The organism is Actinoplanes sp. ATCC 53533 (assembly GCF_003947245.1).
Genome location: NZ_QHHV01000130.1, coordinates 11,971 through 26,012 on the forward strand (window position 1 = coordinate 11,971; position 14,042 = coordinate 26,012).

Sequence of the window (14,042 nt, forward strand, 5' to 3'; positions counted from 1 at the left end):
GTACGCTCACGGCATGGCCGGAACCCTGGAGGCGCTGCTCCTGAAGTCCTCCGAGCAAGACCCGCGTCAAGCAGCGTTGCCGACGGTGCCGTTGGCCGTTGGTAGCGGATTGGTGCTCTTGCCGCTGACGGAGGAAATCGTCGCGAGTGGGGCGCCGACCGCGGCAGATGACCCGCCCGTGGACGGTTTCTACGCTCTGACGAGTGGGGTCGCGGAATGGGCGCGCCGGCTTTCCCTGCACGGCGATGTGGCCTACCTGCATACCGAGTTCTTCGGTGGCGTCGGGTTCCATGCGGCGGTGGCGTGGCGCGATGGGGCTGTGGCGTGGGGACCGCTGTTCACGGCAACCTCCGCCGGTGAAGCGGAGGACCACTACGAGACGGTGGCCGACAGCCGTGACATGGCGGTCAATGTGATGCTGCGGTGGCTGGGTGTGCGGCGGTTGGACCAGCACGACGAGTTCGCCGCCGTGGGCTTGACCCGCTGGCGGTGGACGGCGGAGTGGGCGGCGCTGGTCACCCGGCAGCCGCGCCCCGCGGTGTGACCACGTGGGGTGGCTCGCGGGCATCATGGCCGCCGCGGTAGTCACGGCCGCGGCGAACTCTCGCGGGCCCAGCGGTTGCGGGTGGAGCAGCGCTGTTGAGGGTGGGATCATCCGATCTGTCCTGGATGTGGCCGTGGTCGGCGTTGGAGGTCGGGCAAGTGGGGGAGCGGAGCCGGGGTCTGGGCCGTCGCACTGTGAGCGCCGATATGCGTGACGGCTGGCGGACGGCGCTGGCGGCGGTGGCCGTGCTCGCCCTGGTGAGCTGTGCCGGATCAGAGTCCGCCGCCCCTGCCCCCTCCCATTCCCGGTCTGGACCGTCGGACCCGATCGCCCTGGTCGGCATGTGGACGCTGACCGGTGTCGGCGCGGAGGCCGGCACGGTCGTGGGTCTGACCCCGGCAGCACTCACGATCTACCGAAGCTGCGGTGAGCTGCGGGCTTCCTGGAGCGCCGATTCCCAGGGCCTGTTCATCGCCGACGTCATGGGTAGCAGCGGCGGATGCGATCCGGAAACCCGCGTCGCCTGGCTGAACCAAGCCACCGGATACCGGCTCGACGGCAGCAGCCACGCGGTGCTGCTCGATGGGGACGGCGAGACCGTTGCCCGGCTGGCCGCCAGCAGTGCGCCGCCGCGGCCCGACCGGGAGTCGTTCGAGGTGACCGACGAGTTTCGCCGCTCGTTTGATTCTCCCGCCGCGCTCCCGCCGGGCCTGACGCCGGCCGACCGGCGAGAGTTGGCCGGTCGATGGGAGCCGGTCCGTGGCGGCTCGGCGGCGCTTCAGCAGCCGTACCTGGAATTCCGCGCCGACGGCCGCTGGTCGGGCTCGGACGGGTGCAACGGCTCCGGCGGCGGGTGGGTCGTCGGACCGGCGGGCACGCTACTGGCCACCTCGGGGATCAGCACCCTCGTCGGCTGCGACAACATACCGGTCGGCGACTGGTTGTCGGCGGCGCGGCGGGCCGGGTTCGACGGAGCGATGCTCGTGCTTCTCGACCAGGACGCCGAGGAACTGGGCCGCCTCCACCGTGCCAGTCGCTTCGGCCGGATAGGTTGACACGATGCGGGTCGGTGCGTGCCAGACTCCGGAGATCCTCGGCGACGTGGACGCTGCGATCCAGGTCATCCACGACTTCGCCGGGCAGGCAGATGCCGCGGGCGTCGACCTGCTGTTGTTTCCCGAATGCTTCCTGCAGGGCTACCTGGTCACCGAGCAGCACGTGCATGGCCAGGCATTCGACCCGGGCTCTCCGGAGTTCTCCGGTGTCCTGGTACGGCTGGCAGCGATCCGGCCGTCGCTGGTCGTCGGCATGATCGAACGCTCGGGTGGCTCGTATCACAACACGGCCCTGGTCGTCGAGGGCGGCAGCGTGGTGGGCGGGTATCGCAAGACGTTCCTGACCGACGGGGAGTCGGTGTTCACCGCGGGCGACTCCTACCCGGTGTTCGACTGCGGCGGGCTGCGGTTCGGGATCAACATCTGCTTCGACACCCGCTTCCCGTACGCGGCAGCCGCGGTCGCCGCGGGCGGGGCGCAGGTGTTGCTGGTCCCGGCGCAGAACATGATGCGCCGGGACAAGGCGTTCCGGTGGCAGGACCGGCACAACCAGGTCAGGACCCAGCGAGTCCGCGAGACCGGCCTGTGGCTGGTCTCCGCCGATGTCACCGGCCGACGCGACAGCACGCGGATCGGGCTGGGGCCGACCTGCGTGATCAACCCGGCCGGGGACGTCGTCGCCCAGGTGCCGGCGGGGCGGGTCGGCATCGCGATTGCCGAGCTCGACCTGCCATAGATCGTTCTGTGTCGGCGAGGTCTCCTGATGCCACGGCGTTTGCCGAGGTGGCTGCGCGGACTCCGGGGGCGCCGTAGCGTGAGGAGTCAGGCTTGCCCAACGCGCGCGATGCCGGGTAAGCGCGCGTCACTGAACCCAAGGATGGCGGCACCGTTCGAGTCGGGCCGAGCTCCCGATCAATCGCGATCGAGCAATCGTCGCGACCGGCTTGCCACTCCGCCCCGGTGAACGGCCGCCGGTGGATGTGTGGGTGTTGTGCGCAGTCCCGGGAAGTCCCGTGCAGGATGACGCGACGGCCTGGCGTGCCGTTCCGGCGGTCGACATTCTGATAGCCGTGATCGTTGATCAGGTGCCGGTCCGACCGGAACCCCGCATGCCGATCGCCGCGGGAACAGGCTGCGCTGTCGCAGGTCACGTCGTTGCCGGCGGCCCTTGGTTGTATACCGGCTTCACATACACCTTCTACGCCGCACCCGACTCGGTGTTCCTGGTGGCCTGTTTGACGGGGGTCGTGGAGCTGATGCTTTTCGTCACCTGCGTGACGCTGGGAGTCGGTCTCCTGCGGAGCCGATGGCGGCAGTTCGGGATAGGTCTCCTGAGCGGATGGCTCTTCGGCGCCATCGCGGTCCCGTGCGGAGGCACCGCCCTGATCGCGCTGTTCGCCGCGGTCATCTGAACGGAAGCCGACCAGGCCAGCTGTTCGTCGGGGGCCACGCGGCGAGTGCCAAGGTGAAGGGCCGGGCTGCGGCGCTGCTCCGGCGGCGCCGAGTAGGACGGCGCGGGTGATCTCGCCGACGACGGGGTGGTTGATCCGTTGGCGCCGGTGGTGTGGGTGCGGACGGTGTGTCCGCCCCACCAGGTGCGGAACTCGGTGCTGCGGGTGGCGAGTTCCCCGACGAGCGCCATCAGGGCCCGGTCGGCGGCGGCATCGTCACACCCCGCACGAGCCGACGTTCTTCTGACCCGCGTCCCCGACCACCGATGCGGTGGTCGGGGGACGCTCGCGTCACGAAACCGCACGCACGACAGAGATCGACTGTCTCACGCTGTCGTGGTGCGCCGACCAGGCCCGGGATCGGGCTCATTGTGCCGGGCCGTGCGGGACGACCCGGCCACCCGTCAGCGGTTGTAACGCTCCCGGCGTACGCCCGGCTTGCGTCCCCGGATCGTGCTTTGCTGCATCGCGGCGATGACCATGTCCGCGGCCTCCTCCGGCACCTCGACCAGCGAGAACCGGTCGGTTATCTGGATCGCGCCGATGTCGCGGGCGCTGAGCCCGGACTCGCCCGCGATCGCACCGACCAGGTCCTGCGGGCGCAGCCCGGCCCGGCGGCCGAGACCGAAGAACAGCCGGGCGACGCCCGCGCCGGCCGGGCCGCCGCGCCGCTCGGGGCGCTGGCCGTCCGGGCGTTCCGGGCGCTCCCGCGTTTCGCGGGGCGTCGGGATCTCCTGCTCGTCGACGTCGCCGCCGGCGGCCTCGTGTGCCAGCTTCACCGCGGCCAGCGCCACGGTCTCGATGTCGAACTCGCTGGTCAGCGACTCGATGACCACCCGGAACCGTTCCAGGTCGTCGGTCTGCAGGCTGCTTTCCAGCGCGGCGCGGGTCAGCTCGAGGCGCCGGGCCCGCAGGTCGGTGACCGTGGGCACCTTCTCCAGGGTGATCCGCTGCCGGGTGAGCCGCTCGATCGCCTTGAGCATGCGGGACTCGCGCGGCTCGGCCAGGGTGATCGCGGCGCCCTCCCGGCCCGCGCGGCCGACCCGGCCGATCCGGTGCACGTACGCCTCCGGGGCCGACGGCACGTTGTAGTTCACCACGTGGGTGAGCTGCTCCACGTCCAGCCCGCGGGCGGCCACGTCCGTCGCCACCAGCAGCTCCGTGCTGCCGGCGCGCAGCCGGCCCATGACCCGGTCGCGCTGGTCCTGGCTCATGCCGCCGTGCAGCGCCTCGGCCCGGTAGCCGCGCCCGTTGAGCGTCTCGGTGACCTGGTCGACCTCTTCGCGGGTCCGGCAGAAGATGATCGCCGCGGTGGGCGCCTCGACGTCGAGCACGCGGCCCAGCGCGGCCGACTTGTGCGCCCGGGCCACGATGTACGCGCTCTGCCGGACCAGGGGGATCTCGCCGGGGGCGGAGGCCTCCCGGCCCATCTGGATGCGGACCGGCTCCTTCAGGTGCCGGCGGGCGATCCCGTCGATGCGCGGCGGCATCGTCGCGGAGAACAGCACAGTCTGCCGGGTCTGCGGGGTCTCGGCGAGGATCGCCTCGATGTCCTCGGCGAAGCCCATGTCGAGCATCTCGTCGGCCTCGTCGAGCACCACTGTCTGGATGTCGCTGAGGTCCAGGGTCTCGCGGCTGATGTGGTCCAGCACCCGGCCCGGCGTGCCGACCACGACGTCCACGCCGCGCTGCAGGGCCTGCAGCTGGCGCCCGATCGGCTGGCCGCCGTAGACCGGCAGCACGCGTACGCCCAGGTCGCGGCCGTAGCGGTGGACCGCCTGCGAGACCTGCTCGGCCAGCTCGCGGGTCGGCACCAGCACCAGCGCGGCCGGGCCGCCCTTGGCGTCCGGGTCGAGCCGGTGCAGCAGGGGCAGCGCGAAGGCCGCGGTCTTTCCGGTGCCGGTCGCGGCCTGGCCCAGCAGGTCGTGGCCGTCCAGCAGCGGCGGGATGGCCTCGCGCTGGATCGGCGTCGGCTCTTCGTAGCCCAAGCTGGTCAGTGCCTTCAGCAGCTCGGGACGGAGCGCCAGACCGGCGAAGCCTGTCGCGTCCGCGAACAGGTGCTCGCTCATTATCTCTGCTCCGGATCCGTCGTGCGCCGGTCACAGCGGTGACCGGCATCAACGAGGACAAGGATACGGGGCCGGCCCGGAGGGTCAGCCGGCCGGGACCTTGAACGGGTCGTGGTCGGCCAGGAGCTTGTCCAGCCGGGCCTGATCGACCCGGCGCACGACGGTGCCGGCGTCCTGCACGTCACGGACGCACTTGGCGAGGGTGAACGCCGAGGTGACCACGTAGAGCAGGCCGACGGCGAGGAAGGCGCGGATCCAGCTGCCCACCGGCAGGTAGGCGATTCCGGCGGCGACGGCGGTCAGCGAGAGGGCGAAGGAGGCGACGGACTGCACGTAGAAGGCGGTGGTGATCTTCGGCTGCGGATTCGTGTCCATGCCGAAGTCTGCTCCGGTGGGTCGTACCTCCGACTGAGTCCGCGTACCCAGAGTTCGGTTACGTGAGGATGACGGCATGGTGGACGTGATCGTGGTGGGCGGAGGCATCATCGGGCTGACGGCGGCGCTGCGGCTGCGCGAGCGGGGCGCGGAGGTGACCGTGTGGACGCCGCAGGACCCGGTCCGGACGGTGTCCGCGGTCGCGGCCGCCGCCTGGTATCCCACCCGGATCGGCTTCGACGAGCGGGTCCTGGCCTGGGCCGCGGTGACCTACGACCAGTTCCGCCGGGACGCCTTCGACGCGGTGCCCGGCGTGCTGGTCCGGGAGACCCGCAACCTCGAGCGCTCCGGTGCGACCGGCGAGCCGTGGTGGGCGCCGGCCGCGCGCGGCGTGCGATATCTGCCGATCGATCCGCCGTGGACCCGGGAGGTGCGGTTCCAGGCGCCGCTGGTCGAGATGGGTGAATACCTGCCGTGGCTGCGCGAAAGGCTGCTGGCCGCGGGGGTGCGGGTGGTCCGGCGCCGCCTCGACCGGTTGGAGGAGGCCCTGGTCGAGGCGCCGGTGGTGGTCAACGCGACCGGGCTGGCCGCCGGCGCGCTGTGCGGTGACCCGGACGTGCTGCCGGCCCGCGGGCAGATCGTGCTGGTCGCCAACACCGGCATCTACACCTCCGTGCGGGACGAGGGCGACCCGGGCACCTACGTGCACCCGCGCACCCGCGATGTCGTGCTGGGCGGCACCTGGCAGGAGGGCGACTGGAACACCGTGCCCGACCCGGCGACCCGCGACGCCATCCTGGAGCGCTGCCGGGCTCTGGTGCCGGAACTGGCGGGCGCGCCGGTCATCGGCGAGAAGGTGGGCCTGCGGCCGGTGCGGCGCGGCGGGCCGCGGGTGGAGGCGGAGAAGTGGCCGGGCGGGACGGTGGTGCACGCGTACGGGCACGGCGGCGCCGGCGTGACGCTGTGCTGGGGCTGCGCCGACGAGGTCGCCACGCTGGCCCTCTGACAACGGATTGTTTACCTTCCGTTCACCTTCTGTGGAGACTAGGCTCACCCGTACGGCATCGATCTTGATCTGTGCACAGTGGCGTGAGGAGACCGTCCGATGACCGATCGACCCCGACTGTTACCCCTGCTGGGCCCGGCGGGCCACGCCGGCCGCGACGCGCGGACCTGCCTGTACCGCTGCGGCAACGCGTGCGACCATCCCGCGCCGAACGAGTCGGCCAACCCGTACCTCGGTGACGTGGTCAATGCCGCGATGACCCGCCGCGGTGTCGTCCGGGCCGGCGCCGTCGGCGCCCTCGTGCTCGGCTTCGGCGCCCCGGCCACCGCCGCCGCGGCGAGCGGCGCCGAGACCGCGCCGGTCGCGGGGGAGCTGCTCGCGACCCAGAAGGGCAAGGCCGGGGCGCTGACCTTCAAGCCGATCCCGCCGAACGAGCTGGACAGCCTGATCGTGCCCAACGGCTACGACAGCGCCGTGGTCATCCGCTGGGGCGACCCGATCCTGCCCGGCGTGCCCGGCCTCGACGTGCACCGGCAGACCGCCAAGCTCCAGTCGGCGCAGTTCGGTTACAACAACGACTTCCTCGCCGTGCTGCCGCTGGGCCGCGACGGCCGCCGGGCGCTGCTGGTCGCCAACCACGAATACACCAACGAGGAGCTGATGTTCCCCGGCTTCACCAGCCAGGAGGCGCTCACCGTCGAGCAGGTCCGGGTGGGCCTGGCCGCGCACGGGATGTCGGTGGTGGAGCTGGAGCGGGTCGGCGGCACCGGGCAGTGGCGGCCCGTCGGCGGGCGGCACCGGCCGTACAACCGGCGGATCACCATGCTGGACACCCCGTTCCGGTTCACCGGCCCGGCCGCCGGCACCCCGCTGCTGCGGACCGCGGCGGACCCGCAGGGCACCACCCCGATCGGTACGCTCAACAACTGCGCCGGCGGCGTCACGCCGTGGGGCACGGTGCTGTCCGGCGAGGAGAACTTCAACCAGTATTTCGTCGGTGGCGACGCCGCCCCGGCCGCGCTCAAGCCGACCCTGGCCCGCTACGGCATCTCCACCACCGTCCGGGTGCCGGCCGGCTCGCGTCGCTGGGACCGCGCCCAGGAGCGTTTCGACCTGGCCAAACACCCGCACGAGGCGCACCGCTTCGGCTGGATCGTCGAGGTCGACCCGACCGATCCGCGCTCGCGGCCCCGTAAGCACACCGCGATGGGCCGGTTCAAGCACGAGGGCGCCAACGTCATCGTCGCCCGCGACGGCCGGGTCGCCGCGTACATGGGCGACGACGAGCGGTTCGACTACCTGTACAAGTTCGTCTCCGCGAAGAAGTTCGCCCCGGGCGGCTCGGCCGCGGCCCGCCGGCACAACCTGACCCTGCTGGAGTCGGGCACGCTCTATGTCGCGAAGCTCAGCGGCGACAGCCCGGCCGCCGAGATCGACGGCACCGGCAAGCTGCCCGCCGACGGCGCCTTCGACGGTACGGGCCGGTGGATCAAGCTGGTGTCGGGGGAGCGGTCCTTCGTGCCCGGGATGACCGCCGTCGAGGTGCTGACCTTCGCCCGGCTCGCCGGTGACGCCGTCGGGGCGACCAAGATGGACCGCCCGGAGGACGTGCAGCCCAGCCTGCTGACCGGCAAGATCTACGCGGCGCTGACCAACAACGTCAACCGCGGGGTGGGCACGAACCCGGGCGTGGACGAGGCCAACCCGCGCAACGCCAACAAGCACGGGCACATCTTCGAGCTGGTCGAGGACCGCGGCGACCACACCGGGGAGTCGTTCAGCTGGTCGCTGCCGATCGTGTGCGGCGACCCGGCCGACCCGTCGACGTATTTCGCCGGCTACGACAAGTCGGCCGTCTCGCCGATCTCCTGCCCGGACAACGTGGCCTTCGACAGCGCCGGCAACCTGTGGATCTCCACCGACGGCAACGCCCTGGGCAGCAACGACGGGCTGTTCGCCACCGCGATCGAGGGCCCGGAACGCGGCCACCTCAAGCAGTTCCTGACCGTGCCCCCGGGCGCGGAGACCTGTGGGCCGTTCATCACCGGCGACGACCGCTCGGTGTTCGTCGCGGTCCAGCATCCGGGCGAGATCACCGGCGCGACCCTGGACAATCCGGCCTCGACGTGGCCCGACGGCGACTTCGCGAAGCCCTCCGTCGTGGTCACCTGGCGCCTCGACGGCGGCCCGATCGGCAGCTGAGCACCGGCGGCCCCGGCAGCTGAGCACCGGCGGCCCCGGCAGCTGAGCACCGGCGGCCCCGGCAGCTGAGCATGCCGGGGCCGCCGTGTTCATCCGCCGTTCACCGCACGGCTGATCCGTCCTCAATCGCAGCTCTTAGCGTCAGGCGACCCCGTCGGCCGGCCCAGACCGGCGGGCGCCATTCGCCTGCCGAGGAGTTCCGCCCGATGACTGAACGACCCCGCCTGCTGCCGCTGCTCGGCCACACCGGGCGCGACGCGATGACCTGCCTCTACCGCTGCGGCAACGCCTGCGACCACCCGGTGCCGAACCGGACGGACAATCCCTACCTCGGCGATGTCGTGCACACCGAGATGTCGCGCCGCGGAGTGGTGCGCGCCGGTGCCGTGGGCGCTCTGGTGCTCGGCTTCGCCGGCGCCGGTGCCGCCGCCGCGAGCCCGGCCCTGGCGACGCCCGCCGCCGAGACCGCGCCGGTCGCGGAGGCGCTGCTCGCGAGCCTCCAGAAGGGCAAGGCCGGCCCGCTGACCTTCAAGGCCATCCCGCCGAACAAGCTGGACACCCTGATCGTCCCGAACGGCTACGCCTCGGCCGTCGTGCTGAGCTGGGGCGACCCGGTGCTGCCGGGCGCGCCCGAGTTCGACATCACCAGGCAGAGCGTGCAGCGCCAGTCGGCACAGTTCGGCTACAACAACGACTTCGTCGGGGTGCTGCCGCTGGGCCGCGACGGCAGCCGGGCGCTGCTGGTGGTCAACCACGAGTACACCAACGAGGAGCTGATGTTCCCCGGCTTCACCGGCCTGGAGGCGCTCAGCGTCGAGCAGCTCAAGATCGCGATGGCGGCGCACGGACTCTCGGTCGTCGAGCTCGAACGGGTCGGCCGGACCGGGCAGTGGCAGCCCGTGCGCGCGCGGCGCCTGCCGTACAACCGGCGGATCACCGCGCTGGCGACGCCGTTCCGCTTCACCGGCCCGGCGGCCGGCTCGGCCTGGCTGCGCACGGCCGCGGACCCGAAGGGCACCACCCCGATCGGTACGCTCAACAACTGCGCCGGCGGCGTCACCCCGTGGGGCACCGTGCTGTCCGGCGAGGAGAACTTCAACCAGTATTTCGTCGGTGGCGACGCGGCGCCCGAGGCGCTCAAGCCCAAGCTCGCCCGGTACGGCATCTCCACCACCACCCGAGTGCCGGCCGGCTCGCGCCGCTGGGACCGCGCGCAGGAGCGTTTCGACCTGGCCAAGCACCCGAACGAGGCGCACCGCTTCGGCTGGATCGTCGAGGTCGACCCGTTCGACCCGGACGCCAAGCCGCGCAAGCACACCGCGATGGGCCGGTTCAAGCACGAGGGCGCCAACGTCATCGTGGCGAAGAACGGCAAGGTGGTCGCCTACATGGGCGACGACGAGCGGTTCGACTACCTGTACAAGTTCGTCTCCGACGGCAAGTACATCCCCGGCGACTCGGCGCACGCCCGCCGGCACAACCTGACCCTGCTGGAGTCGGGCACGCTCTACGTCGCGAAGCTCGCCGGCGACAGCCCGGCCGCCGAGATCGACGGCACCGGCAAGCTGCCCGCCGACGGCGCCTTCGACGGTACCGGCCGGTGGATCAAGCTGGTGTCGGGCAACCGCTCGTACGTGCCCGGCATGACGGCCGCGGACGTGCTGACCTTCACCCGGTTGGCCGGCGATGCGGTGCTGGCGACCAAGATGGACCGGCCCGAGGACGTGCAGCCCAGCCCCCGCACCGGCAAGATCTACGCGGCCATGACCAACAACACCAACCGCGGGGTGGGCACGAACCCGGGCGTGGACGAGGCCAACCCGCGCAACGCCAACAAGCACGGGCACATCTTCGAGCTGGTCGAGGACCGCGGCGACCACACCGGGGAGTCGTTCAGCTGGTCGCTGCCGATCGTGTGCGGCGACCCGGCCGACCCGTCGACGTATTTCGCCGGCTACGACAAGACCGCGGTCTCGCCGATCTCCTGCCCGGACAACGTGGCCTTCGACAGCGCCGGCAACCTGTGGATCTCCACCGACGGCAACGCCCTGGGCGGCAACGACGGGCTGTTCGCCACCGCGATCGAGGGCTCCGAGCGCGGTCATCTCAAGCAGTTCCTGACCGTGCCGCTGGGTGCGGAGACCTGTGGGCCGTTCATCACCGGCGACGACCGGTCGGTGTTCGTCGCGGTCCAGCACCCCGGTGAGATCTCCGGCGCCAGCGTCGAGAAGCCGGCCTCCACCTGGCCGGACGGCGACTTCGCCAAGCCCTCCGTCGTGGTCACCTGGCGGCTCGACGGCGGGCCGGTCGGCAGCTGAGGTAGGGGACCCGTTCCCGGCGTCGTCACCGCGCCGGGAACGGGGGCCTACACGGTGCGCAGGTCCACCGTGTGCCAGACGAGTGAGTCCTGGTCGCCGGTCGCCCACCACAGCACGCCGTTGCGGCTGAACACGCCGTCGACCGCCGGGCTGAGGTCCACCGTGCGGCCCGCCCGGATGTCGTAGACCAGCAGCCCCGCCGTACCGGTCAGGTCCGAGTCCGGGCCGGTCTCCGACAGGATCTCGAAGCGGTCCAGCACGGCCACGTCGGGGACCGCCGCCCCCGCGGAACTGCCCGCGACCCGCCGGCGCGCCGAGCCGTCCGGGTGCATGAGGTCGATGCGGGCCAGCCCGTCGCCGTTCATCACCAGCACCCGGCACCAGGCCACGGCGCAGGTCACCAGCTCCGTGCCGGTGCTGGTGACCGGGATGTCCCGGTTGGTCGCCATGTTGCGCAGCCGGGTCGTGCCGGCCTGGTCGCCGCCGCCGTCGGTCAGCCACGGCCACGCCGTCAGCGCCCAGGTGCCGGGCTCCTTGCGGACCGCGACCGCGCCGCCGGCCAGGGCGACCGAGCGGATCTCGGTGACCTGCTCGCCCGCCGGTGCGGCGGCGGCCCAGTGCACCCGGCCGTCGGCGACCACCAGGTCCCACTGGGAGCCGAAGAACACCGCGTTGCCGGTGTCGCCGGTCAGCCGCCGGGCCGGTCCGCCGGTGGTCTTCGCCGTCCAGATCTCCGGCTTGGCGCCGCCGGCGGACTCCGTCCACACCAGGTCGTCGCCGCTGACCGCGAACGTGCCGAACTCCGGGCTCGACGGCAGCGGGCGGCGGCGCAGCTCGCGGACGGTCCCGTCGGCGTCGCGCACGAGCAGCCGCTCGGCGTCGCCGTCCGGGCTCGGCGCGGTGCCGACGCTGGTGCGGGCGTCGAGGAAGATGCCCGGGTGGTAGATCGGCCCGTCGGGCAGGTTGCCGGGCAGGTCGGCGCGCTGCGCACCGGGCCAGGCGGCGGCCAGCGCCACCCGGGCGCCGGGCGCGGGCTCCGGCTCGCCCGGTGCGTATACCAGCAGCGCGGCGCCCGCCGCGAGGGCGACGGCCAGGCCGGCGAGGGCTGGCAGCTTCCTCACTCGTACTGCTGCTTCGGCGCGGGGATCTCCTGCCAGGAACGCACCTCCAGGTACGGCACCTGGGCCTGGTTGACCGGGTCCTGTTCGGTTTTGTCCGTCCACGCGCCGACCACCTGGATCCAGGTGTCCGCCGGTACGGCCGTCGGGACGTCCCCGCTGAGCGCGACCTTGATCGGCCGGCCGTCGGCGGCGCAGCAGGACATCACCATCCGGGCGAGCATCGGCTGCCCGTCCGGGCCGGGGGTGACGAAACCGGTCAGCCGCAGGCTCCGGCCGGTCAGGCTGCGCCCGCCGTCGAAGACCGCCCGCGAGGCGTAGTCGAGCAGCCCCACGTCGACCGGGTCACCGGCCGGCAGCGCCGGATAGTCGGAGTCCGTGCCGGGGGCGGTCAGCACCGTCCCGGCCTGGCCGGCCGCGTACGAGCCCAGCGCCGGCGGCGCCACCAGCAGCAGCCCGAGCACCGGGAGCAGCAGCAGCCAGCCCACCTTCGGCTCGTGGTCGTGGCCGTGCGCGTCGGCCTTGCCGCGCAGGTCGTACCAGAGGGTCAGCACGGCCGCCGCGACCAGCAGCACCCCCGCGCCGATCAGGAAGGGCCGCAGGCCCTCCTTGACATACCGCAGGTACAGGTCGGAGAGGCTGGCCTTGAGGATCGCGCCGCCGAACAGCAGCATGATCACGGCCTGGGCCTGCTTGTTCACAGCAGCACCGCCCCGAAGGCCGTGCCCACCAGGACCGCCGCGAGGAACGTCGTGGGGGCGAACCGGACGGTGAAGCGCCGCCCGAACACGCCGGTCTGCATGGCGATCAGCTTGAGGTCGACCATCGGCCCGACCACCAGGAACACCAGTCGGGAGGTCAGCGAGAACTGCGACAGCGACGCCGCCACGAACGCGTCGGCCTCGCTGCAGATCGACAGCAGCACGGCCAGCACGGCCAGGGCGATGATCGACAGCACCTCGTTGTCCGCCAGCGTCTGCAGCCAGCTCTCCGGCACCACCACGTTGATGGTGGCGGCGGCCGCGGCGCCGAGCACCAGGAACCCGCCGGCGTGCATGACGTCGTGCCGGCAGGCGGCGACGAACGCCTTGAGCTTCGAGCCGTCCTCGTGCGGGCGGGCCGGCAGCTTGATCCATTCGGCCTTGCCGAGCCGCAGCCAGAGCCAGCCCATCGCCACGGCCACGACCAGGCTGGCGAGGCCCCGGGCGACCACCATCTCCGGGTTGCCGGGGAAGGCCACCGCGGTGGCGGTCAGCACGATCGGGTTGATCGCCGGGGCGGCCAGCAGGAACGCCAGCGCGGCGGCGGGCGTGACACCGCGGCGGATCAGCGATCCGGCGATCGGCACGCTGCCGCACTCGCACCCGGGCAGGACCACCCCGGCGAGCCCGGCGGCGGGCACCGCCAGGGCGGGATGCCGCGGCAGGGCCTTGGCCCAGAACGAGCGCGGGACGAACACGGCGATGACCGCCGAGAGCACCACGCCGAACACCAGGAACGGCACGGCCTGCACCAGGACCGAGACGAACACCGTGGTCCAGGTCTGCAACCGGGGCGCGGAGATCAGCGCGGCCAGCGGGTTGCGGAAGACGACGAGCAGCACGAGCAGCACGGCGAGCACCTCGACCGAGCCGATCCGGCGGCCGCGGGCGGGCTCGTCCGGTGGCGCGGGTGGTGCCGGGCTGGGGCCGGTGTCGTCCGCCGGCGCGGTGTCACCACGGGTGGTGACGTCCTCGGGTGCGGTCACAGTGCTCACTCCGGATCGCGGTGTGGGGTCGGTCGGCCGCCGCCCACCATACCGACCCGCCCGCCCGGACGGACATCCCGCGACCGCGTGAGTTGCCCATGCTGACCTGCGCATATGCACACGTGGTGATGCGGCCCGCGACCCGCGGGGCGGTGAT

12 protein-coding genes and 1 pseudogene are annotated in these 14,042 nt (G+C 72.3%); 7 read left to right on the forward strand and 6 right to left on the reverse strand.

The features are described from left to right. Positions 1-13: 13 nt before the first annotated feature. From DMB66_RS36495 to DMB66_RS64350, 4 genes are all read left to right on the forward strand, one after another. Positions 14-544 carry a hypothetical protein gene (locus DMB66_RS36495; RefSeq protein ID WP_125808688.1) on the forward strand — a complete coding sequence of 177 codons (531 nt, stop codon included), beginning with the start codon at positions 14-16 and terminating at the stop codon, positions 542-544. Positions 545-738: 194 nt separating this feature from the next. After that, entirely contained in the window at positions 739-1,599 is an 861-nt protein-coding gene (locus tag DMB66_RS36500; protein ID WP_158647490.1) for an META domain-containing protein, read from the forward strand. A 4-nt stretch (positions 1,600-1,603) separates the two neighbouring features. Then, positions 1,604-2,335 carry a carbon-nitrogen hydrolase family protein gene (locus tag DMB66_RS36505; protein WP_125808690.1) on the forward strand — a complete coding sequence of 244 codons (732 nt, stop codon included), beginning with the start codon at positions 1,604-1,606 and terminating at the stop codon, positions 2,333-2,335. 436 nt (positions 2,336-2,771) lie between these two features. Further along, positions 2,772-3,011: a hypothetical protein gene (locus DMB66_RS64350; protein WP_233625098.1), complete on the forward strand. Its 240-nt coding sequence runs from the start codon at positions 2,772-2,774 to the stop codon at positions 3,009-3,011. A 152-nt stretch (positions 3,012-3,163) separates the two neighbouring features. Here the strand turns inward: DMB66_RS64350 and DMB66_RS65335 are convergent. The 3 genes and pseudogenes from DMB66_RS65335 to DMB66_RS36520 form a co-directional block, all read right to left on the reverse strand. Then, positions 3,164-3,355: pseudogene (locus DMB66_RS65335) on the reverse strand (hypothetical protein); the annotation flags it as partial. A 99-nt stretch (positions 3,356-3,454) separates the two neighbouring features. Then, entirely contained in the window at positions 3,455-5,119 is a 1,665-nt protein-coding gene (locus DMB66_RS36515) for a DEAD/DEAH box helicase (protein WP_125808691.1), read from the reverse strand. Between the two features lie 84 nt (positions 5,120-5,203). Further along, entirely contained in the window at positions 5,204-5,494 is a 291-nt protein-coding gene (locus tag DMB66_RS36520; protein ID WP_125808692.1) for a YiaA/YiaB family inner membrane protein, read from the reverse strand. 76 nt (positions 5,495-5,570) lie between these two features. Between DMB66_RS36520 and DMB66_RS36525 the strand changes: the two genes are divergently transcribed. The 3 genes from DMB66_RS36525 to DMB66_RS36535 all read left to right on the forward strand — a co-directional run bounded on the left by DMB66_RS36525 (position 5,571) and on the right by DMB66_RS36535 (position 11,020). Then, positions 5,571-6,500, forward strand: a complete 930-nt coding sequence (locus DMB66_RS36525; protein WP_125808693.1) for an FAD-dependent oxidoreductase — start codon at positions 5,571-5,573, stop codon at positions 6,498-6,500. A gap of 99 nt (positions 6,501-6,599) precedes the next feature. Then, the gene (locus DMB66_RS36530) at positions 6,600-8,702 is read left to right on the forward strand and encodes a PhoX family phosphatase (protein WP_125808694.1); all 2,103 of its coding nucleotides are present in this window, start codon (positions 6,600-6,602) and stop codon (positions 8,700-8,702) included. A 206-nt stretch (positions 8,703-8,908) separates the two neighbouring features. After that, on the forward strand, positions 8,909-11,020 hold the full coding sequence (locus DMB66_RS36535; RefSeq protein WP_125808695.1) for a PhoX family phosphatase: 2,112 nt from the start codon (positions 8,909-8,911) through the stop codon (positions 11,018-11,020). A gap of 47 nt (positions 11,021-11,067) precedes the next feature. Here the strand turns inward: DMB66_RS36535 and DMB66_RS36540 are convergent, their stop codons facing one another. From DMB66_RS36540 to DMB66_RS36550, 3 genes are read right to left on the reverse strand one after another with little or no spacing between them, the layout of a single operon-like run. Further along, positions 11,068-12,141: a hypothetical protein gene (locus DMB66_RS36540; protein WP_125808696.1), complete on the reverse strand. Its 1,074-nt coding sequence runs from the start codon at positions 12,139-12,141 to the stop codon at positions 11,068-11,070. Beyond that, positions 12,138-12,839, reverse strand: a complete 702-nt coding sequence (locus DMB66_RS36545; protein ID WP_125808697.1) for a TIGR03943 family protein — start codon at positions 12,837-12,839, stop codon at positions 12,138-12,140. The genes DMB66_RS36540 and DMB66_RS36545 overlap by 4 nt, the downstream gene beginning before the upstream one ends. Continuing rightward, positions 12,836-13,885: a permease gene (locus DMB66_RS36550; RefSeq protein ID WP_125808698.1), complete on the reverse strand. Its 1,050-nt coding sequence runs from the start codon at positions 13,883-13,885 to the stop codon at positions 12,836-12,838. Before DMB66_RS36550 ends, DMB66_RS36545 begins: the two co-directional genes overlap by 4 nt. Positions 13,886-14,042 lie beyond the last annotated feature (157 nt).